The following is a 21,420-nucleotide window of genomic DNA, read 5'->3' on the forward strand; positions in this document are numbered from 1 at the left end:
GTGTCATTACTAGATTATTTTCGTTCTGAGAAAAAAAATAGCGCGTCACTAGCGAAAGAGCGACTGCAAATCATCGTTGCGCACGAACGCTCAAAGCGTGGTACACCTGACTACTTACCACAGCTTAAGCAAGACATACTCGATGTTATTCGTAAATATGTGAAAGTAGATTCGGATGCTGTCAACGTCCAGTTTGAACAAAACGAGGATGACTTAGCAGTATTAGAATTGAACGTTACTCTACCTGATGATGAAAAGTAACAGTTTGAGTAAATGTGATAAGGGCTATTTCTATAGCCCTTATTTATTTCGTTTTGCCCATTCTAATTAAGCTGTCAAGGGGCTTTACATTGCCCTACTCTTTGCTGAATTGTCCGAACTTCAGATTACTTACTCTTATTTAAGGACAAAGTACCTTTGACCCTTTTTGCAGGCTTAGTATTGTGCTTTGGGCTTGACTTACGTTTGTTGTGACTGTGATTTTGTTCACCATTTCGCGTTTTTGGCTTAGACTTAACGCTATTTTGTTTGTCGAGTTCAGTTGTTCGATCTTTGCTGTTATGCGCTCGCCTATCTTGCTTTGGACGAGCAACTTCACTACTAGGCTTATCATGCTGTTTTCCCGCACCAGCCCCCGCTGATGCCTCTTGCGTTTTACTCGATGACTCTGTGGCGTGATTAATCGCTCGCATTTCGTTTTCGTTAAGGTGGCGCCACTTACCAGAGCTAAGGCCAGTTAGATCGATATTCATTATCCGAATACGTTTAAGGTGTGTTACTTCAAATCCTAGATATTCACACATTCTGCGAATTTGACGATTTAAGCCTTGGGTCAATACAATGGTAAATGACTTAGCCCCGGTTTTACGAACTTTACAAGGCTTTGTGACAGTGCCAAGGATTGGAACACCTGAGGACATACGTTTTACAAAGCGCTCATCAATGGGCCTATCGACCACAACCTCATATTCTTTTTCATGGTTATTGCCGGCGCGAAGGATTTTATTGACCATATCGCCTTGGTTGGTCAAGAAAATTAATCCTTCGGATGGACGGTCTAAGCGACCAATAGGGAAAATACGCTCAGGATAGTTGATTGCACTGACAATATTGCTTCTGATTTTTCGCTCGGTGGTACAAGTTACACCAACAGGTTTATTATAAGCAATAAATACAGCCTTTGGCTTTGCTTTCAAAGGCTTACCATCAATGATGATAGTGTCAGCATCAGACACTTTGGTGCCCATTTCTGGTAGAATTCCATTTACTTTGACACGGCCTGAGGCGATTAAGTCATCAGCTTCTCGACGACTGCAGAATCCAGTTTCACTGATGTATTTATTGAGGCGCTTTTGCTCTGTCACGATACAACCACTTTGAGTAAAAACCCGTATTGTAATCGCTTCAACCACTTTACACTACTGCATTTCTACTTTTGCAAACTTTTTCTTAATAGCTCAGGAGAAAAATGATACTGCTCTTTAGGCTTTCCTCTAAGACTCATTGTCTTGTAATCGATAGATTGCCAGTTTTTCGCTGACTTTATCCAGTAATAGTCAGCTAGATTTTCCTTGGTGATCACAGTTAAATCAAACGCAAGTTCAGTGTTATCCTTCCAAAAAGGGTGCCCATAATAATGATCGTACACCGAAATCAACGCCCAAGCCCCCATCATAAAGTGTCCACCAACGGATGCTTGCATCTCATTGTGTTCAATAAGCTCAAAAGTGTCAGACAACCAATCAAATCCACCAAACACTATTTGTGAGGTGCTTGATGCTGCTGCGGTGATAGCTCCCATCGCCATCAAATCTGACGCACACCAAATAAGGTTTGTTTTTGGATAGCGGTGCAACAATTTCTTAGTCTTATCAAGCGCTTGTTCTTTTGACCACCCGGCGTAGACAGTTTGCTGAACCACCACGCCAACTTCATCAAAAAAGCGCTTTGCACCGTTACTTCTAATATCTGACTCTGTGCCATAGTGACCATTGATAGCAATAGGGTAAATTGTCTCATGACCGTTAGTTTTAGCTTGTTGGTATAGCTGCTTTGCCAAATCGTAACCGGCTTGGTCATTATCGTGATGCACTTCCCCAAGCCAATACTTATAGTGTTCTTTTGGATTACCAATCGCTTGCCTTTCAGGGCCAGAAATCGTTTCTTCTAAAGTAATATGATTGATACCATATTTTTCTAAAAGCTTTAGGCTTTCCTCGGCACCACCAGGATAATTAATAAGGATGACATAATCGGGAGTAGCACGATAACTCAAATATTTTTTAAGCTCAGCAAGCTGTATAATTCGGTTTCCTTCTCCATAGATCACATCTAATCTAATATCGAATTGATCCGCTGCCGCTTCTGTAATGCCTTGGACGCGCTGCCAAAATGGTTCACCAGGCACAGAAGGATTAACAAACAAGACATTTAAAGACTGTTTAGCATCAACACTAAAACACACCATCCATAGCACTACCCCAATTAGTACTTTTTTAATCATAGCGGGCTCTTCGTATTACTAGCAACTTCAATAACTTCTCAAATGGGCCTTGCTTAAACAACTTAAAATAAATAGACGCAAGGGCTAATTGAATTATAGACGCAATTACAAATGCCGAGAAATAATCCACCCGCTCCCAAGTGCTGATAGCGTTCGGGTTTATAAAGTAAAAATAGCTTACAAACACAATTGACTGGAGAAGATAAAACGAAAGCGCTAGGCGCCCAACACATTGTAAACTCCAAAGTTGATGTTTTGCACCTCGCATTGCCGCCTTGATTACAACGACATAAAACAACGCAACGGGTATCGCAAGGATCCAATCTATTCCTTCAAAAAACTCGACGCCTAGCTTACGCTCAAGAACAAAGCCCACAAATGACAAAATAATGGCTACAACGGCAAACAAATTAATTTTATGAACAGGTTCAGCACGCTCTAAATCAAACATTCCACTTCGATATAAACGCATACCAAGTAGCATTAACCCGGCGGTATACCACAAAGTAATAACCGGGATAAGCAAACTAATAATGATAAAGTACAGGCCATTAAGGGTGAGTAGTTCTAAGTAGCTTGCTGGAATTTGCTGCAAAAACTCGAGGTAGACTTCTGAAGTTCTATTTATTTGTGGTTCTGGATCAATTAATAGCAATAAGCTGATAGCAATAGAAGGGACTAAAATGAATCCTATCGCATAGCGGTTTAGCTTTTTGTCGCTCGCATCTATAAATCGTAGCGCTACAAATCCACTCAACGCATAATTAAATAAAATATCTCCAGGCCAAACCAACAGGCCGTGTAACACACCGAAAACCATTAACCATGTTAGTCGATGTCTTGCAAGGCTCTGATCATCTGTCTTTGCTACCTGAATGCACAATGCCGCCCCAAATAACATGGCAAATAAGGTTCTGAATCGACCATCAAAGAAAATACTGTTAACCATTGCGAAGAACGGATCAAGATAGTGGGCAGTTTGAGCTGGTACATAACCCAACTCAAAATTGGCCATATGTACCATATTCATGGAAAGCAAGCCAAGCAGCGCGAACCCGCGGATCGCATCCATCGCAATAATTCTATTCATCAATACACACGGTTTTTATACATATCAGCCCAGTTTATCGCAGCGGCATGAAAATCAGGAAGGTTTTCGTCTTTATAGTTTAAATAACTGCACGCATCCTGCAGAGTCCACCAGCTTCCAGACTCATAGGCTCTAACGATATTTAAAATATAATATAGTGTGTTGGGTTTGCCTATCAAAGCATCATGGAGTTGCTCAGGAAAAGGTAGCTTGTTTACAACCTGCTCCATTGGCCTGTCAAGAATGGCATCAAGCAGAGAAAATAACCCTGTCATAAAGCTCATATTGGCAAGCCCTGGCGATATTTGCTGTGCGATAAGTTCACAAAACCGTGAACGAACGATAGAAAGGCGTGTTAATTCTGTCGGTTTTCCCTCGGCTACGTGGGCTGTCATAATTAAGTTTACAAACTTTTTTACACGCTCGTTTCCTAAATATACCAGGGCTTGCTTTAAAGATTCGATACGACTTTTGATCGGAAATACGCCGGAATTAATAAGCCTTAGCAGTTTATACGCAAGCGCAGTGTCCTGAGCAAACAACTCGGCTAATCGCGTAATACTCATATTCGGTTTGAGTGCTTCTTCATAAATGAGCATGACTATCACATAATTGATAGTAATGTCTTTTTGCTCAATCATTTTTGGTTTTGCAAAGAAGTAGCCTTGAAAGAACTGAAATCCCATCTTTTTAGCTTGCTCGAATTCTTCTTCGGTTTCGACTTTTTCCGCAAGTAGTTTAATGTTCTTTCGCTCTTTAATCATGTCAATCACTGGCACTATAGTGTCCAGCGGGTTTTCCATGACGTCGAACTTAATCAACCTTACGAGCTTTAAGAAAGGTTCCCATTCTTTTGAGTATTCAAAATCGTCTAACGCGAGTCTAAAGTTGCTGTGAAATAAGCCTCTTATCCGCTCATAATTTTGTTTTGTTGGCGGAATAGTCTCCAATAGTTCTAAGATCACATCACTTGCTGGGAGAAACTCACACAGCTCCTGACGTAATGAGTCTGGACCAATATTAATTAGCGCTTTCTTTCCCGAAGTGAGATATCGCATGCCGAGGTTAAGTTGATTATTCATTATCAGCTTGGCTGTCGCTGCATCATCTGCAATATTTGGAAAGCTATTTTTTACACCATCGCGAAACAACAATTCGTATGCAACAACTTGTTTTTTACGATTAAATATGGCTTGGCGGGCCACAAAAACCTTCAAACAAAAACTCCTTCGTACCTAAAGTGAACAATCGCACTTTTGGTTTAGCAATTTTTAGATTTTAACCCTTTATGATGATAAAGAAAATCAACCTAAGCTATTAAGAATCAAAATAATAGCTTAAAAGATAATGCAAAATGACAAAAAAGAAAGGCCAAAGCTATCTTTTGATACCTTTGACCTAGTTTTTTGTTTAGCAACTGAGCCAATTGCTAAATACTTAACACAGATGCGAAAATTTTTTTATCTACGTTTTTTCTATCTATATAATTGTTCGCAGTATTTTTGTGCAACATCAGACCAGTCAAAGCGCTGCATACGAGCTTGCAGCCTGAGTTGTTGATATTTTTCGCAATCTCCTATCAGATCAGCAAGTGCTAATTCAAAAATCGCAATAAACTGATTACCTTGCTCTGCGAGTGTTTCCCCTTCAAAACAATAGCCTGTTTCATTGTGTTTTACCGTATCATATAGTCCACCCACTTTATGTACGATACAAGGTTGTCCAGCGCGCATCGCAAGCATTTGGCTGATACCACAAGGCTCAAAGGAGCTTGGCATTAAAAACAAATCACCTAATGGGTACAGTTGCTCGCCGAGTGCTTTACCATAACCATTTAAAAACAAGACATTGTTATGGCGTGCCATTACTTCGGTAAATAGCTGCTCAAGACTTGGGTCACCAGAGCCTACAATCACAATACGTGCTCCTTGGTGCTTGGCTATTTTTGCAATGTCATCGAGCACAATGCCTGATTGGGTAGGCTGTCTTAAAATAAGTGCTTTTTGATCGGTGAGACGACCAACACTTGTAATTAGCTTGCCGCTAAAGGCTTCGTCACGCCAAGCGAGTATGCGCTGATGAGCAATGTAAAACCGAGATAATACTTGGCTAGATTTTGCCATCCATTGAAACACATGCTGCTCAGCAAGCACCAAATAGTCAGCAAAAATTAGATTCTCTTCGTCACCTGACTCATCATACACACAACCGTTTAAAATACCTGCTAACCGTCCTTCATGAGACGCATGCTGCATGTCGCTTTCTAACCCTTCGCCACCAAAAAAACCAAGCTCAGGATGACTCGGGATCATCACTTCTTTGGCATAATTAGGAGAAACAACATGCACTTTGTCTGAAAGATTAATAGCCGCTCGCATAGGATTAAAACAGTGAGGATATTTAGGATCGCAAATACTGAGCCCATCATAGGTGAGTGTCGGAAACCAAGACTCAAGGCTGGAAAAGTCATGATTAAAAGGCCGGATCCCTTGAAGCGCAAGGTTATGCACAGTATAGACTGTCCTTAGCACCTTTAAGCGTTTGAATCTTGGACTAAACTGACGAAGTACAGCAACGACAGCAGCGTGCCAGTCATGTAGGTGTACAACATCTATCTCAGCTATCAACTCATGTTCAATAAGTTCAGCAACTGCCGCACTAAAAAACGCAAATCGATTTGCATCTGTCGCAAAGGGCTGGTGAGGATCATTACAGTAAATAGCGCCGTGATGCTCACTAAACAATGAGTGTGAAATGACATACTGAGTGACATTGTCACTTTCTTCAACAGACCAAAGAGTCGCCGTTTCTAGGTGTTGACGAAAAGGGACGGCAATATCAGCGACTAAGTTTCGATTTAAAGCAGCTTGGCCATAATCGGGTGTGACCACCGATACTTTAATGCCAAGCTGCGCCAATGCATAAGGTACGTCGCGTATTACATCTGCGACGCCCCCCACCTTACAATTTGGCAACCGATCGTTTTCGGCTGCCACTAAAATTACATGCATAGTACCTCTACATGGATCATTTATTATTTTTTTCCGCAAGCTCTGCGAGCATATCTCGGGTCACCAATACGATCCCCTTATTCGACACTCTAAAGCCATTCTCTTTGTCTAGGTCAGTATCGTAACCAATTGTCATCCCCTCTGGTATTTGACAACTGCGGTCAATGATTGCGTTTTTGATTTTGCAGTTACGCCCGATTTTGGCACCAGGCAACACAACGGCTCCTTCAATTTCACAATACGAGTGAACATGCACATTGGAAAACAGCAATGAACGCTTAACTTTAGAACCAGAAATAATACAGCCACCAGAAACCGTCGAGTCTACGGCCATACCGCGTCTATCATCATCATCAAATATAAATTTAGCTGGTGGTAGCTGTTCCTGATAAGTCCAAATTGGCCAATGAGGATCATAGAGATCAAGTTGTGGTTCAGGAGAAACCAGCTCCATATTTGCTTCCCAGAATGAGTCAAGCGTCCCTACATCTCGCCAATACGGCTGCCCTTCATGTGATGGGTCGCAAAATGGATACGCATATACATTATGCTCTTCTATGATGGATGGGATAATATCATGACCAAAGTCACGACCAGATCCTTCTCGTTCCGCATCCTTTTTTAACTGCTCGAATAAAAACTCAGTGTTAAACACATAGTTCCCCATAGACGCCAAACATACACCTGGCTTTCCAGGGATTGACGTCGGATCTACCGGCTTTTCATCAAAGCGACGCACACGGTTGCTTTCATCCACAGTCATTACACCAAACGTTTTCGCTGCTTCTTCACAAGGCACTTCAATACAACATACGGTCATATCTGCACCTGTCTCAACGTGCTTTGCAAGTAAGCCACCGTAATCCATTCTGTAAACATGATCACCCGATAAGATCATAACGTATTTGGGAAGCTCATGACGAATAATATCCATATTCTGGAAAACTGCATCTGCTGTGCCGCAGTACCACTCATCACCATATCGCTGTGATGCTGGCAATATTTCTACAGATTCTCCAAGTTCCTTTTTAAAGTGTCCCCATGCGCGATTAACATGGCGAATAAGGGAGTGCGACTTATACTGCGTGGCAATACCAACCCGTCGGATCCCTGAGTTAATGCAGTTAGACAGTGGGAAATCGATAATTCGATGTTTGCCGCCAAAATAAACAGCGGGTTTCGCTCGCCAATTGGTGAGCTCGTGAAGGCGCGAACCTCTTCCACCCGCAAGTATTAAAGCATATGTTTCTCGAGTGAGGGTACTAATATAACGATTCGCATAATTAGGCATTATTTCTTCTCTCCATAACTTTTTTGCGGTGACTACTGCATTGGGCTCAAGCGCCAAATATCACCGCTGTAATCTTGAATTGTTCTATCGCTAGAAAATTTTCCACTTGCTGCGGTATTGAGAATACTCATGCGCAGCCAATGTTCCTTGTCTTTATATGCTTGAGCCGCATGCTCCTGGCTCTCAACATAGGAAGGAAAATCTTGTGCCACTAACCAAGGATCGGTACTACTCTTAATTGAGTTGATTACGTCATCAAAGATATTAGGCTCAAATAGGTTAAAGTGACCACTTTCGAGCAAAGCCATAACACGTTTAAGGTCATTGTTGCTTTCTATTATCTTAAGGGGCTGATAATTTTGGCGCACTTGCTGTGCTTGTTCAGCAGTTACACCAAATAAGTAAAAGTTGTCTGCACCAACGCATTCTCGTATTTCAATATTTGCACCATCTAAAGTACCTATGGTGATCGCGCCATTCATCATAAACTTCATGTTGCCTGTGCCAGACGCTTCTTTTCCAGCGGTTGAAATTTGCTCTGATAAGTCTGTTGCAGGACAAATCACTTCCATTTTTGAGACATTGTAATTGGGCATGAAAGCCACTCGAAGATAGGGCCTCGCCGCGGGGTCATTGTTGATAACATTGGCAACATTATTTATTAATTTAATGATCTTCTTCGCCATGTAATAACCGGGTGCAGCCTTACCTCCAAACAGTACGCAACGAGGAACAAGCTCTGCCACATCACCACGACAGATCCGATCGTAAAGATGGATAACGTGCAATACGTTAAGTAACTGACGTTTGTATTCATGAATTCGCTTGACTTGAACATCAAACATCATAGTTGGGTCAAACTCTACCTGACATTCATGAGCAATTAGCTCAGCAAGACGTTGTTTGTTGTTTTGTTTGACTGTTAGCCACTGCTTTTGGAAGGCGTGATTATCATAAAAACGACGTAGTTCACTAATTTTAGAAAAATCAGCTTGCCATCCGTCGCCAATTTTTCCGCTAATCAATTGCGCCAGTTCTGGATTACAATGCGATAACCAACGCCTTGGCGTCACACCGTTGGTTTTATTATTAAACTTCTCTGGGCACAGTTGATAGAAATCGTTAAACAAGCCAGCTTTTAATAACTCGGTATGAAGTGCAGCAACACCATTGACAGAATAACTACCTACAATCGCAAGGTACGCCATGCGAATTTGAGGATGACTGGACTCCTCAATGAGTGACAGCGCGCGCTGCTTTTCGATATCGCCGGGCCATTTAAGTGCAACTTCCGACAAAAAGCGGGCATTGATCTCATAGATAATTTCTAGCAACCTTGGTAACAAGCGCTCAAATAAACTCACAGACCAGCGCTCTAATGCTTCAGGCAATAAAGTATGATTGGTATATGCCATGGTTGATGTCGTTATCTTCCACGCGGCATCCCATTCCAGCTCGTAATCGTCTAATAAAATACGCATTAGTTCAGCTACGGCAATACTGGGATGGGTATCATTGAGCTGGAATACGTGATAATCCGCAAAATCACTGAAATCATCGCCATATTCCTCAACCCAAGTTGCAATCACGTCTTGCAAGCTCGCGCTGGATAAAAAGTACTGCTGCCTTAATCTCAGTTCTTTGCCATTTTCACTGGCATCATTGGGGTACAGCACCATCGTTATCTGCTCAGCGAGATTCTTCTTCGCCACTGCTTCTGAATAACTACCGGCATTAAATTCGTTGAGGTCAAACTCATCGGTCGCCTCTGATTTCCATAGCCTTAATGTATTTACCACCTCATTACGATATCCAGGCACAGGAACGTCGTAAGGCACCGCGAGAATATCTTGCGTATCAAGCCATTCATGATGCTGCCTACCATTTTTGTCGGTATGTACTTCAACATGACCAAAAAACTTAACTCTGCGGGCTTGTTCTGGTGCGGCAAGCTCCCATGGATGACCTTCACGGAGCCAATTATCTGGCTGTTCTACTTGGTGACCCTGTTCACAGGTTTGGTTAAACATCCCAAATTCGTAACGTAAACCGTAACCAACAACAGGAAGGGCTAATGAAGCACAACTATCCAAAAAACAAGCTGCAAGGCGGCCTAAACCACCATTACCAAGACCTGCATCATGTTCAGCCTGCGCGACCTCTTCAAGCTCAGTACAGTATTCTTGTAATGCCGCTTGAACTTGTTCTTCTAAGTCTAGATTTAACACCGCATTAGACAGTGCTCTACCCATTAAAAATTCCAGCGAGAGATAAGCTGCTTTACGCGTCTTTTTACTCTTTATGTGCTCTTTGGTTGCTCGGCAACGGGCGACTAATCGGTCACGAATGGTCAAGGCTAATGCATGGTACAAATACAGTCGCGACTCTCCTACTTTGTCTCGACCTAAGGTGTAGTAAAAGTGACGAGTCAAATCATCACTCAAGGTGTTTTCATCTATCTTTGGTGCATCTTGCCAATGTTTTACCACGCATACTGGCGCACTTTTATTAGCCATGCTTTTCATCCCCTTTGATTGATGTAAATATCCATGCTGACTTAGCTGGAACCTGTAAATAAGAATCTAACTCTGGTCTTTGCGGCTCAACCGCGGTGGTGATTGCTTGCTGCCAATGAGATGAAAATGCACTAAATGGCAGCTTTATTTGCAATGCACTTTCACTGGCGTTCAATATTATCAATAAGCTTTGCCCTAACTGCTGATCAGTAATGGTGTAACTCAACCATTTGCGGCTCGGCTCTCGCCATTGTTCAGGCGATAACGGCTTTGCTTGTTCATTAAACCAATTCACCGCAAAACGACTGTCACTGTCATGGACATAAAATGAGTGAGAAAACGCGGCAAATTGCTTACGAAGCGCAAGTAAATCTTGGATAAAAAAAGTTAAAGTATGGTGTTGCTGGTGGTTTTTCCATGCCAGCCAGCTAGTGCAGTTGTCTTGGCAGTAAGCATTATTGTTGCCACTTTGCGTATGTGCCATTTCGGTTCCCGCACAAATCATCGGGATCCCTTTGGATAAAAACAAAGTGAGTAATGCATTTTTCTGCATACTGAGACGCAATTCATTGATTTGAGGATCGGCACTGAATCCTTCTACCCCACAATTAAATGAAAAGTTTTCACTGTGGCCGTCTCTATTTGCCTCACCGTTTGCTTCATTGTGTTTATGCTCGTAAGCCGTCCAATCAAACAATGAGAAGCCGTCATGACTGGTAAGAAAATTTATGGAGTTCAAAGGACCCCGTAAGTTATGTTCAAACAGATCACTGGAACCATGAATACGCATCGCAAGCTCTGGCAATACTCCCTCATCACCACGCCAGAAGCGCCTAACTGTATCTCGATATTTATCATTCCACTCACGCCACGGAGAAGGAAATTGTCCAAGTTGATACCCACCAGGACCAATATCCCAAGGCTCGGCAATCAGTTTTACTTTGCTAAGCACTGGGTCTTGATGGATCGCTTGCAAAAATGCATGTTGATTTGAAAATCCCGAGGCTTGACGAGCAAGGATCGTCGCCAAATCAAAGCGAAAACCGTCCACCCCCATGTATTCCACCCAATAGCGCAAGCTGTCCAAGACAAGTCTTAATACCACTGGATTCGAGATATTCATTGTGTTTCCACAGCCCGTGTCATTAATGTAGACATTGGGCTTACTCGGCAAGGTACTGTAATAAGTCAGGTTATCAAACCCTTTAAAGCTAATTGTCGGGCCATCCAAACCACCTTCCGCAGTATGGTTAAACACCACATCCAAAATAACCTCAATGCCGGCTTGATGGAGTCGCTCTACCATTACCTTAAATTCGTTGATGTCGTCGTTAACGAGATAACTTTTGTGTGGCGTAAAAAAGTTGAGGCTGTTATATCCCCAATAATTTTTTAGTCCTTTGGTCGTAAGAAATTGCTCGTTGATAAACGCATGCACAGGTAGCAGCTCAATCGCAGTAACACCAATATGCTTGAGGTGATCGATAAAAGTTTGTTCTGCAATCCCTAAGTATTTTCCTTGGTGTTTAGTTGGAATATCTGGATGCCTAACAGTTGCCCCTTTAACGTGACATTCATAGATCACCGTTTTACTCCACGGAGTCTTCGGTCGCTTCCCTTGATACTTCTCAATCGCCGTCACTTTACTCTTTGGCATATCACAGGCGTTATCAGATGGGTTTAAATGGCCTACTGGCAAATGGCAAAAATGCCGTTCACTCCAAGTAAACTCACCGAAAAAGTCGCGACAATATGGGTCTAAGAGTAACTTATTAGCATTGAAAAGCAGCCCTTTTTCCGCGCTATACTCTCCGTCTACCCGATAGCCATATAAGTCTCCGACTTGTGCTCCCTCGATAAACAGTGACCAATTTCCGCCCTCATGCCGAAACATCCCTATCCGATTCACTTCGCTATGGCCGCTTTTGTCGAACAGACACAGGGTTACGCGTTTTGCTTTCGGTGCATAAACACAAAAGTTAACGCCTTTATCACTGGCCGTTGCACCCAATAATTGATGATCGCCGCGATAACTGGTTAGCATGTGCCACCAGAGATCAGCTGCAAATACACGGTTGCCAAAGGCGGAACGGTTATATCGATACTTTGCTCAAGGCCATGGCTTGCTATGTTTTTCGATTCAATGAGTTGTTGTTTATGTGCAACGACTCCAACGCCGCTCCCCCAAAACGCTTTGTCATCCGTGTTTAAGATAACTTGATACACACCCGCTGACGGCACGCCTAAGCGGAATTGAAAATGAGTTTGTGGCGTAAAGTTTGCGATCACCACCAACGGTGTGACACCATCCCGTCCATAGCGTACAAAACTAAATATGCTTTGCTCTGCATTCCCTCCATCAATCCAATTAAATCCTGTTGATTTGTTATCGCACTCGAACAGTTGCGGCGTTGATTTATAGGTCGTATTGAGCGCTTTGACACACTTATACACGCCTTGGTGCGCTTCACTTTCAAGCAACTTCCAGTTGAGTTGTTGGTTATGATCCCACTCCTCTCGGGGGGCAAGTTCAGCGCCCATGAACAGCAACTTTTTACCCGGGTGGGCAAACATAAAGCCATAGTAGGCACGTAAATTAGCGAATTGCTGCCAATCGTCTCCTGGCATTTTGCTCAGTAGCGCACCTTTGCCATGTACCACTTCATCGTGGCTTAATGGCAAGATGTAATTTTCAGAATAGGCATACACCATTGAAAAGGTCATTTCATGGTGATGGTACTTGCGATGAATTGGGTCTTTGGACATATAGTTTAGCGTGTCATTCATCCACCCCATATTCCACTTATAACCAAAGCCTAAACCATCGTGTTCAACACTGCGGGTAACACCAGGCCAAGCGGTGGATTCTTCAGCGACCATCATAATACCTTCATCAACGCCATAGCATTTGGTATTGACTGATTTGAGGCACTCAATTGCACCTAGGTTTTCACGGCCGCCGTATTGATTTGGCACCCATTCCCCATGTTTACGGCTGTAATCCAGGTAAAGCATCGATGCCACAGCATCCACTCTTAGGCCATCGATGGCGTATTCTTTTATCCAATACATCGCATTCGACAGCAAAAAGCTTTTTACTTCAGCGCGGTCGTAGTTAAAAATATAGGTGTTCCAATCTGGGTGAAATCCTTGCCGCTTATCAGCATGCTCAAATAAATGCGTACCATCAAATTTATGTAAACCATGGGGATCTGATGGGAAATGTCCCGGTACCCAGTCGATAAGTAATCCGAGCTCTTCACGATGACAGCACTCAACGAAGTAAGCAAAATCCTCCACGCCACCAAAGCGACTGGTTGGCGAGAATAACCCCACTGGTTGATAACCCCAGGAGCCATCAAAAGGATATTCACTGATAGGCATCAGTTGCAAATGGGTAAATCCTAGTGCCTTTACATAAGGGATAAGGTCATCCGCTAATTCTCGATACGTAAGATAGCGATTACCTTCTTTCTCTCGGCGCTTCCAAGAGCCCAAATGCACTTCATAAATACTAATGGGTGCATTGATTTTATTACGCAGCGCCTTTTTATCATGATCAGCTTGGCTCAATGTGAAAGCCGCAGGTCGAGCCTGAGTTATACTCGCCGTACCCGGTGCTTGTTCCATTTTAAATGCAAAAGGGTCAGCCTTTTCTATGCGCTCCCCCTCAAATGTGGTGATTGCAAATTTATAGCAGCAGTCTACCTCCAGTGCCGGAATAAAAAGCTCCCATACACCACTGGCTGGGTGTAATCGCATTGGATGCTGCACGGCCTGCCAATGGTTAAACTCACCTATCACAGAAACAGACAACGCATTTGGCGCCCAAACACCAAATCGAAACCCAATTACTCCCTCTATCTCTACTTGATGTGCACCTAAATGCAAATAAGCTTGAGCTTGTGTTCCTTCATTAAATAAGTACAAGGCATCATCAGCCAAGCAACTATCAAAACTATATACATCCCTCCCAGTGACTGTTTGCTCTGGGTAGTGCACTTCAAGCAGGTAATCTTTGCTGATGTCATCCGCTTTAAAATCTAGTGTGAATAGCGCACTTTTGCGAAACCGTTCAAGAGCATAGCTACTATCGCTGGTAAGCACCTTAACTTCTGTCGCACCTGGAATAAAACAGCGCACTACTGAGAGCTTCGCATCTAGCTGGTGTAGCCCTAAGAAGGCAAATGGGTCGCGACACTTACCGGCTTCCAAAGCGGCTAATTGACTGATGTAGTCATCTACTTGGGCTTCTTCTATTTTTGCTCTTGTATTCATCTATTCTTTCCTGCTGGTTATTGCATCTCGGATCAGCGGCCGAGAGCTTGCAATAATTTCCGCTGATGTCTGATTAAGTCGCCTTCTCCAGTTTGGATACTCTTGATCAGTACCAGGAATATTCACTGGTAACTTCTGTTCGTCGAGGTCATCAAACTGAATTGTCAGCATTTTTGCAGGCGACTTGGCGAGCACATTGATAAGCGCCTGATACACATCACGGGCTTCGCTCGCAAGGCTGACACTCACTTCACCATAGCGACTAAGCCAATGACAAAGCTTCTCTCGCTCGGATGTTCGCTCTTCATCCGCTTTTGTTAGTTGGGGTTCGCTCAATAACTGATATTCACGTTTCAACCTAAGGTCATCATGGCTCCACCAGCCAAAAAATGGCGGGACGTCATGGTTTGCAACCATAAGTAATGCATTGTGCTTATAGTGCGTAGGTGCTAAAAACTGACCGTGATAATCCTTCTCGAAGTAAAAAAGAATATTGCTGTATATATGAGACTCAGACATTGCTTCTTTGATTTCGATTGGAACAACCCCTAAATCTTCACCAATGATCATCACTTGATGTTTGACAGACTCAATTTTGAGGATCGCTAAAAGGTACTCAAATGGATAATATACATAGCAACCTGTTTGCTGCTGATCTTGATAAAAGCACCACCACAACCTTCTTAGGCCCATCACATGGTCAATTCTTAATGCCCCAACACCGGTGATGTTCGCTTGGATCAATTGTTTAAAAAATGCAAAGCGCTGCGCTTTTAACTTAACGGGGTTTAACGCTGGTAACCCCCAGTTTTGACCGAGCTCTGCCCAAGGGTCTGGAGGCGCGCCCACGCGAGCACGTTCGGCATACAAATTTTTATTGCTGTTGTATTCACTTGAACCGTCAGCACAACCAACGGCTAAATCATTGATTAAACCTACAGCCATACCGGCATTCAGTGCCAAAGACTGGCATTGCGTTAATTGTTCAAACGCAAGCCATTGTAAAAATTTAGCGAAGTCATCGTCCTCAAATGCCTTAAGCTCTTGCTGCTTAGCCTGGCAAAATCGAGTAAAGTCTGCACGCCACGCTCCAGTTTGTTCACACAATAACTGCCACGCAAAACGTAACGCGTTAAGCTTAATTTCCATACAGTGAGTCATATCAAGATATGTCGCGTTCAAGTTAGCCTTTGAGCCGTCTAGATAGTCGGCGAACACACTCACATCTAAGCCAAATTGTTCACACAAAAGCTCGATAGAAATGTAAAAAGGGTGCAGTAGGCGGCGGTCATTTGGGCTGTACGGGCTCGCTTTTTCTGGTTCATCAACAAACAACAAATGCAGTGGGTTTAACAAAATGTAATCAACCCCTTCAGCTGCGCTAGCCTCAACTAATTGCTTTAGCTCATAAAAATCCGCACTTAGCTTGCTGCCAGCAGGCTTTAACGAATATAGCTGAATAGACAATCCAAGGAGCTTTTTATGTTGTTCAATCGGGTCATAGCACTGTCTAGGCGTCACCCAAAGTTCTGTCTCAAACCGCGCACCATTTAACATTACCTCAGCGCTATGATAACCGACTTCAATCGCGTTTATTGGCACTTCAAGTTGAACATAACGTGTATCTTGATAGCGGTAATCCCCAATCGCTACTTGATTGTTTGGATCGCAAACACAGCAATAACCCAATGCGGGGATCGACACAGTTAATTCGTTAATTTGCAGGCCGGCATCCACTCTTATCGTAATAGTTGGCGTCGCTTTGCAAACCAAAGTAATGGCTTCAACTGGCGTTAACCACTTAGCAATATCCAACTCAAAGTTGAGCGTATTTATTTCATCTAGATTGCTGACATCAACACCGCACTCCTGCAATGCCTGTAGGCGAGTTTGGTGATCAAATACCACATGATCACCCGTGTATTTATGGTATTCATAACCAATACCATAGAGGTAAAGAAGCTGGGCAATGTTGTCCATTTATAATGTTACGCTCTCGCTGTGGACACAACACTGTTGTCTTCTCCAAAGCCGTTGGGCACATAATCATCTGCTTGATGATCGTTGTCCCAGACTTCACCATCAATCAAATATCTGAAGTGGTAATCTTTGTCGGTTGGTAAACGGTGTTTGAGCTTGAACGCACTGTCTTTTTTGATGAATTTCATCGGCTCGGGTTGCCAATCATTAAAATCACCAGCAAGTTCCACCGTTTTCGCTTCTGGGTGTGAAAATGAAAATGTAATTTCTGCTTCGTCTTTTGTTTTGAAAAACCGTTTAGTGAGCATATAACCCCCGTTTACCTTTTGTGAGTCCTTATTTCACAGTGACGTACGCTAATACTGCAAACGACTGGTAACTGTGTACGATTTATGTCGAGCATATTGAGATTTAAGTGAAATTGAATTGCAAAATTAAATTTTAATTAGCTGGCAACTCACCGTTCGCTTTAAAAATCAGCAGCCCTAAGTACAGCAAACAAATATTGAGTTTGTATGACAGTACAAATTTGGTGCAATTTTGCACCGCTTTGGCGCAATCTAAATCAGATAAGCAGTGATTTCAGTTTGCTATGAGTTCCTTGCAATCACTGAGCCAATCACATTAAGAGTCAACAAGAAAGCTAGTTAAGAATGGTTATCATGTAAAGTGAATTTAACTAATAATTGATCCCGCTCATATAAAGCAGTGTGCAAAGTGAAATTTTTAGTACTTTTGCACGATGAAGTTTGCAACTGAATGCTAAAGTGTGTAAAAAACTAGGTTAGCAACTATAATTTCAGATTACATTTTTTGCGATGAAGATCGCATCTGCGTACTATTACTCCGTAATATGCAAGAGACTGAATTACTAAGGAAAGCCTATTCATGCCAAACGCGATAAGACTAACAAGTACCCTACTTCTGGGCACATTATTTGTTGTCATATTGCTGCATCTGTCTTTTAAGGCCAACGTGCTTGAGCTGATCGCTACAACCCCGTTAAATGAGCAACTTACTGTATCAATGATATCACCTTGGTATTCCCCACTACTGCACGGTTTGAACTTTGCAGCAAGCGGAAACCACACTTATGTTGCGGTAGAGTCAACACTCGGAATCCCCAGATATCTGGATGTAAGTACAGTTTGGTATGCCGTATTTACTTCTCCAATCACTCTCATTTCAATTGCAACTTTACTCGCGATTGTTGCGTATCTTTTTAAATCAGAGCGCCGCTACCGTAATCAAGATGAAGATATCAGCGAGGTGAATAAGGACGTTGGAGGAATATTGATGCGTTTAGAGGTTGATAGTGCGCCACTGCACCATAAGTCCTCTCTTGCCAAACTCAGCCATGCGATCCACGACTTGTCTAGCCATCTTGCACGCGTAAAACGCCATTCAGAGTCTCAAATTTTTCAAGACAAGCTCACAAAGCTTATAGATAGACATGCATATATTGACCATATTGAGGCAAAGTTAAAGCAAGCTGAGTTGGCGCAACAAAAATGTGGCCTGCTATTTATTGATTTGGACGGCTTTAAGCAGGTCAACGATTCCTTTGGCCACAGTTTTGGCGACGAAATTCTGATCCAAGTTGCTGCTCGGCTCTCAAAAGTGGTTCGCCAATATGGTTTAGAAGATTGCCACCCTATTCATGGCCTTGAACAAAACCTCTCAAGACTCGGCGGCGATGAATTTTCGCTATTTATTCCCAAATTAAGCAATCCAAGTTTGTGCACAGAAATCGCGCAGTCCATTCTTAGTGATATAGAGCGTGATTTCTTGCTTGGCAATAAGCTTGTCAAAATTGGAGCAAGTATCGGCATCGCGGTATACCCAGATAGTGCAGCAACACCAAACTCATTACTGCAGATGGCTGATGTTGCCATGTATAGAGCAAAAACGGATGGTCGTGGAATTTTTAAAGTTTATTCCCCCGAAATGGGGTCGAAAATGCGACGTTATCACTACCTCTTAGAAGAGTTACGACTCGCTATCTCTGCGCAAAGCTTTTATCTGTCATTCCAACCGATAGTGCATGTTGAAGATTGTGCTATCGACTATTTTGAGGCGCTTATTCGTTGGAACCACCCGATAGAAGGGCAGATTCCACCGGCCGAATTTATTCCAATTGCAGAAGAGTCAAATTTAATTTTAGAGCTTGGTGATTGGATCCTACTTGAGTCGTGTAGGCAAATGTGTGCATGGCATAATGCAGGGATGAAAAAGGTAAAAATCTCGGTCAATGTTTCTGGAATACAATTAAAGCACAGAAAAGTCTTTGAATGGGTAAATGCTGCCCTAGAAAAAACCGGTTTACCAGCTACTGCTTTGATGTTGGAAATCACAGAGTCCACTCTTATCAAGGCCAGCAATGAAACGATTTCACAATTACAACAATGCCGAGATGCAGGAATAAGTGTCGCGATTGATGACTTTGGCACAGGCTTTAGCTCGCTAAGCACCCTCGCCGATTTACCCATTGATGTGATAAAAATCGATAAACTGTTTATCACTCAAGCCAATAGCAACCCCAAGTACCGTAAGATCCTCAATTCCATCAGCGAACTTGGACAACAGTTAGAATTAAAGATTGTTGCCGAGGGCGTTGAACAAACCGAACAATTTGAGCTAGTTAAAAACTTAGGAATTAGCTGTGTACAGGGGTACTTAGTTAGCCGGCCTGAAAGCTCAAATAATGTGGGTAGCAAAGTGTTAAATGGCAATGTGAATCACATCGCAGCCACCGGCACCAGCATTTGGTTACCAGAGCAAGTTGGGTAGCTGCTGTTAATAGTTAAGCGAAAAAAGTTAGCTACATACAGCACCTTGCACGCTAGGAAACCTATTATGCTAAAAGTGGGGTGCTTGGCAAATCGTGATGAACGCCCACAGTATTTATCCAGACTAGGTAAGGTTATTTATCGCTTAAATTTGGTTTCTAGGATAACCGATGAATTGGTACGCTCAATCCCCTCTAAATTACCAATTTCATCTAGCAGATGGCTCAACTGCTCCAAACTCTGTGCTTCAACAATGGCAATCAAGTCATATTCCCCACTAATGGCATAAAGCGCAGAAACATTTGGCAACTGCTGCAATGCTAAATTCGCCTTTGTAGTGAGTTTTTGTTTTACCTTAATAGAAACGTGTGCAGATACTAAATCGTCCATATACTGCTCCGCGAACTCTACGCGATATCCTTTAATTACGCCATTTTGCTCTAATTTTGCGATACGATTTTGTACTGTGGTTCTGGAAAGGTCTAACTTACGTGCCAACTCAGAGATGCTCTCTCGTGCATTATTACGCAACAGTGCAATGAGCTTTTCATCTTGTGAACTAATCATTTTGCAATTTAATCATGTTAATTTGACATAAATGATAGCAAATATGTGAATTATTGCACTGCAAATTATTACAAAAGCGCGTAATAATGAAGAAATAGCAAGTTGGCTGCGAGCAGAACAACAAGTAATCAGCTTCTGCTCGACAGTAATACCGCACAATGATAACAATTTAGGAGAAAGCGTCATGCAAGCAAATCGCGAATTATTCGATGAAGTCATGGTTCCAAACTACAACCCGTCAGCCGTTATTCCAGTTAAAGGCCAAGGCTCTCGCGTATGGGATCAGACAGGTAGAGAGTTCATCGATTTTGCAGGCGGTATCGCCGTAAACTGTCTAGGCCATTGTCATCCAGCACTAGTCTCTGCACTTAAAGAGCAAGGCGAAAAGATTTGGCACTTATCAAATGTGATGACCAACGAGCCGGCGCTTCGCCTTGCCAAAAAGTTAACTGATGCAACATTCGCAGAAAAAGTCTATTTCGCAAACTCAGGCGCCGAAGCAAACGAGGCGGCACTTAAACTTGCGCGTCGTTGGGCACTGGATAAATTTGGTGCAGAAAAAACGCAAATTATCGCATTCAACAAAGGCTTTCATGGTCGTACTTTCTTCACGGTAACGGTTGGTGGTCAAGCAGCCTATTCAGATGGCTTTGGTCCAAAACCTGCTGATATCACTCATATCGACTATAACGATTTAGCTGCGTTTGAAAAAACAATCTCAGACAATACTTGCGCAGTCATGATGGAACCGCTTCAAGGTGAAGGCGGGATCATTTCTCCAAATGCTGAGTTTGTCCAAGCTGTGCGCGAACTATGTGATAAGCACAACGCGCTACTTATTTTTGATGAAGTACAAACGGGTGTTGGCCGAACTGGTGATCTATATGCTTATCAAGGACTGGGGGTAACACCTGATATCCTAACTAGCGCAAAAGCACTAGGTGGCGGTTTCCCGATTGGCGCGATGCTTACTACCACTGAAATTGCAGCTCACCTTAAAGTAGGCACCCATGGCTCAACTTATGGTGGTAATCCACTGGCCTGCGCAGTAGCGGAAGCTGCATTTGACACCGTAAATACAGAATCGGTGTTAGCTGGCGTAAAAGCCAAAGAACAACTATTCAGAGATGGCCTAAATGCTATTAACGACAAATACAATGTATTTTCTGAAGTGCGCGGTAAAGGTCTTCTTCTTGGTGCAGTGCTCAATGATAAATTTGAAGGCCGTGCACGCGACTTCCTAGTAGCAAGTGCAGAGCACGGTTTAATGTCATTAGTTGCTGGTACTAACGTAGTTCGTTTTACGCCTTCCCTTGTGATCACTGATGAAGAGATCCAAGAAGGTCTAGCACGCTTTGAACAAGCGGTTGCTGCAGTAGTAAACGGCTAAGGAGC

The 21,420-nt window shown here is 42.8% G+C and carries 15 protein-coding genes; 3 read left to right on the forward strand and 12 right to left on the reverse strand.

The genetic code is table 11. From position 1 onward, the window contains the following. Nucleotides 1–261 (forward strand): cell division topological specificity factor MinE, encoded by a 261-nt coding sequence (gene minE, locus DS891_RS06440; RefSeq protein WP_010372964.1) that lies wholly within the window; start codon nucleotides 1–3, stop codon nucleotides 259–261. Between the two features lie 125 nt (nucleotides 262–386). Here minE and rluF read toward each other — a convergent pair whose 3' ends face one another. From rluF to DS891_RS06495, 11 genes are all read right to left on the reverse strand, one after another. Next, nucleotides 387–1,364 (reverse strand): 23S rRNA pseudouridine(2604) synthase RluF, encoded by a 978-nt coding sequence (gene rluF / locus DS891_RS06445; protein WP_174169393.1) that lies wholly within the window; start codon nucleotides 1,362–1,364, stop codon nucleotides 387–389. A gap of 65 nt (nucleotides 1,365–1,429) precedes the next feature. After that, a complete protein-coding gene (locus tag DS891_RS06450) occupies nucleotides 1,430–2,503 on the reverse strand; it encodes an ABC transporter substrate-binding protein (protein WP_174169229.1) in 1,074 nt (357 codons plus the stop codon). Further along, a complete protein-coding gene (locus tag DS891_RS06455) occupies nucleotides 2,496–3,593 on the reverse strand; it encodes a DUF418 domain-containing protein (protein WP_254605729.1) in 1,098 nt (365 codons plus the stop codon). Before DS891_RS06455 ends, DS891_RS06450 begins: the two co-directional genes overlap by 8 nt. Further along, nucleotides 3,593–4,810 (reverse strand): EAL and HDOD domain-containing protein, encoded by a 1,218-nt coding sequence (locus tag DS891_RS06460; RefSeq protein WP_174169230.1) that lies wholly within the window; start codon nucleotides 4,808–4,810, stop codon nucleotides 3,593–3,595. The genes DS891_RS06455 and DS891_RS06460 overlap by 1 nt, the downstream gene beginning before the upstream one ends. Nucleotides 4,811–5,068: 258 nt before the next feature. Then, complete coding sequence (locus tag DS891_RS06465) at nucleotides 5,069–6,604, reverse strand: glycogen synthase (protein ID WP_174169231.1); 1,536 nt, start codon at nucleotides 6,602–6,604, stop codon at nucleotides 5,069–5,071. A gap of 16 nt (nucleotides 6,605–6,620) precedes the next feature. Beyond that, complete coding sequence (gene glgC / locus DS891_RS06470) at nucleotides 6,621–7,895, reverse strand: glucose-1-phosphate adenylyltransferase (protein ID WP_010372983.1); 1,275 nt, start codon at nucleotides 7,893–7,895, stop codon at nucleotides 6,621–6,623. A 32-nt stretch (nucleotides 7,896–7,927) separates the two neighbouring features. Further along, nucleotides 7,928–10,411: a glycogen/starch/alpha-glucan phosphorylase gene (locus tag DS891_RS06475; protein WP_174169232.1), complete on the reverse strand. Its 2,484-nt coding sequence runs from the start codon at nucleotides 10,409–10,411 to the stop codon at nucleotides 7,928–7,930. Further along, on the reverse strand, nucleotides 10,404–12,455 hold the full coding sequence (gene glgX / locus DS891_RS06480; RefSeq protein WP_174169233.1) for a glycogen debranching protein GlgX: 2,052 nt from the start codon (nucleotides 12,453–12,455) through the stop codon (nucleotides 10,404–10,406). Before glgX ends, DS891_RS06475 begins: the two co-directional genes overlap by 8 nt. Next, complete coding sequence (gene glgB, locus DS891_RS06485) at nucleotides 12,449–14,689, reverse strand: 1,4-alpha-glucan branching protein GlgB (protein ID WP_174169234.1); 2,241 nt, start codon at nucleotides 14,687–14,689, stop codon at nucleotides 12,449–12,451. The genes glgX and glgB overlap by 7 nt, the downstream gene beginning before the upstream one ends. Then, nucleotides 14,690–16,669, reverse strand: a complete 1,980-nt coding sequence (gene malQ, locus DS891_RS06490; protein WP_174169235.1) for a 4-alpha-glucanotransferase — start codon at nucleotides 16,667–16,669, stop codon at nucleotides 14,690–14,692. 8 nt (nucleotides 16,670–16,677) lie between these two features. After that, the gene (locus tag DS891_RS06495) at nucleotides 16,678–16,977 is read right to left on the reverse strand and encodes an isoamylase early set domain-containing protein (protein WP_010372991.1); all 300 of its coding nucleotides are present in this window, start codon (nucleotides 16,975–16,977) and stop codon (nucleotides 16,678–16,680) included. A gap of 580 nt (nucleotides 16,978–17,557) precedes the next feature. Here DS891_RS06495 and DS891_RS06500 point away from each other — a divergent pair. Further along, the gene (locus DS891_RS06500) at nucleotides 17,558–19,459 is read left to right on the forward strand and encodes a bifunctional diguanylate cyclase/phosphodiesterase (RefSeq protein ID WP_174169236.1); all 1,902 of its coding nucleotides are present in this window, start codon (nucleotides 17,558–17,560) and stop codon (nucleotides 19,457–19,459) included. Nucleotides 19,460–19,596: 137 nt separating this feature from the next. On the opposite strand, the gene DS891_RS06505 is transcribed toward DS891_RS06500, so the two are convergent. After that, nucleotides 19,597–20,025 carry an Lrp/AsnC family transcriptional regulator gene (locus DS891_RS06505; protein WP_010372995.1) on the reverse strand — a complete coding sequence of 143 codons (429 nt, stop codon included), beginning with the start codon at nucleotides 20,023–20,025 and terminating at the stop codon, nucleotides 19,597–19,599. Nucleotides 20,026–20,209: 184 nt separating this feature from the next. Here DS891_RS06505 and DS891_RS06510 point away from each other — a divergent pair, with 184 nt between their 5' ends. Further along, nucleotides 20,210–21,415: an aspartate aminotransferase family protein gene (locus DS891_RS06510; protein WP_174169237.1), complete on the forward strand. Its 1,206-nt coding sequence runs from the start codon at nucleotides 20,210–20,212 to the stop codon at nucleotides 21,413–21,415. The last annotated feature ends 5 nt before the right edge of the window (nucleotides 21,416–21,420 follow it).

The sequence above is a fragment of the Pseudoalteromonas sp. JC28 genome (assembly GCF_013319255.1).
GTDB lineage: Bacteria > Pseudomonadota > Gammaproteobacteria > Enterobacterales > Alteromonadaceae > Pseudoalteromonas.

Bases quoted from the DNA above. Each gene is read 5' to 3' on its own strand.
- DS891_RS06475 (WP_174169232.1), bottom strand. From the start codon at position 10,411: ATGGCTAATAAAAGTGCGCCAGTATGCGTGGTAAAACATTGGCAAGAT.
- DS891_RS06465 (WP_174169231.1), bottom strand. From the start codon at position 6,604: ATGCATGTAATTTTAGTGGCAGCCGAAAACGATCGGTTGCCAAATTGT.
- DS891_RS06510 (WP_174169237.1), top strand. From the start codon at position 20,210: ATGCAAGCAAATCGCGAATTATTCGATGAAGTCATGGTTCCAAACTAC.
- DS891_RS06450 (WP_174169229.1), bottom strand. From the start codon at position 2,503: ATGATTAAAAAAGTACTAATTGGGGTAGTGCTATGGATGGTGTGTTTT.
- glgC (WP_010372983.1), bottom strand. From the start codon at position 7,895: ATGCCTAATTATGCGAATCGTTATATTAGTACCCTCACTCGAGAAACA.
- DS891_RS06505 (WP_010372995.1), bottom strand. From the start codon at position 20,025: ATGATTAGTTCACAAGATGAAAAGCTCATTGCACTGTTGCGTAATAAT.
- malQ (WP_174169235.1), bottom strand. From the start codon at position 16,669: ATGGACAACATTGCCCAGCTTCTTTACCTCTATGGTATTGGTTATGAA.
- DS891_RS06500 (WP_174169236.1), top strand. From the start codon at position 17,558: ATGCCAAACGCGATAAGACTAACAAGTACCCTACTTCTGGGCACATTA.
- DS891_RS06495 (WP_010372991.1), bottom strand. From the start codon at position 16,977: ATGCTCACTAAACGGTTTTTCAAAACAAAAGACGAAGCAGAAATTACA.
- DS891_RS06455 (WP_254605729.1), bottom strand. From the start codon at position 3,593: ATGAATAGAATTATTGCGATGGATGCGATCCGCGGGTTCGCGCTGCTT.
- glgX (WP_174169233.1), bottom strand. From the start codon at position 12,455: ATGCTAACCAGTTATCGCGGCGATCATCAATTATTGGGTGCAACGGCC.
- glgB (WP_174169234.1), bottom strand. From the start codon at position 14,689: ATGAATACAAGAGCAAAAATAGAAGAAGCCCAAGTAGATGACTACATC.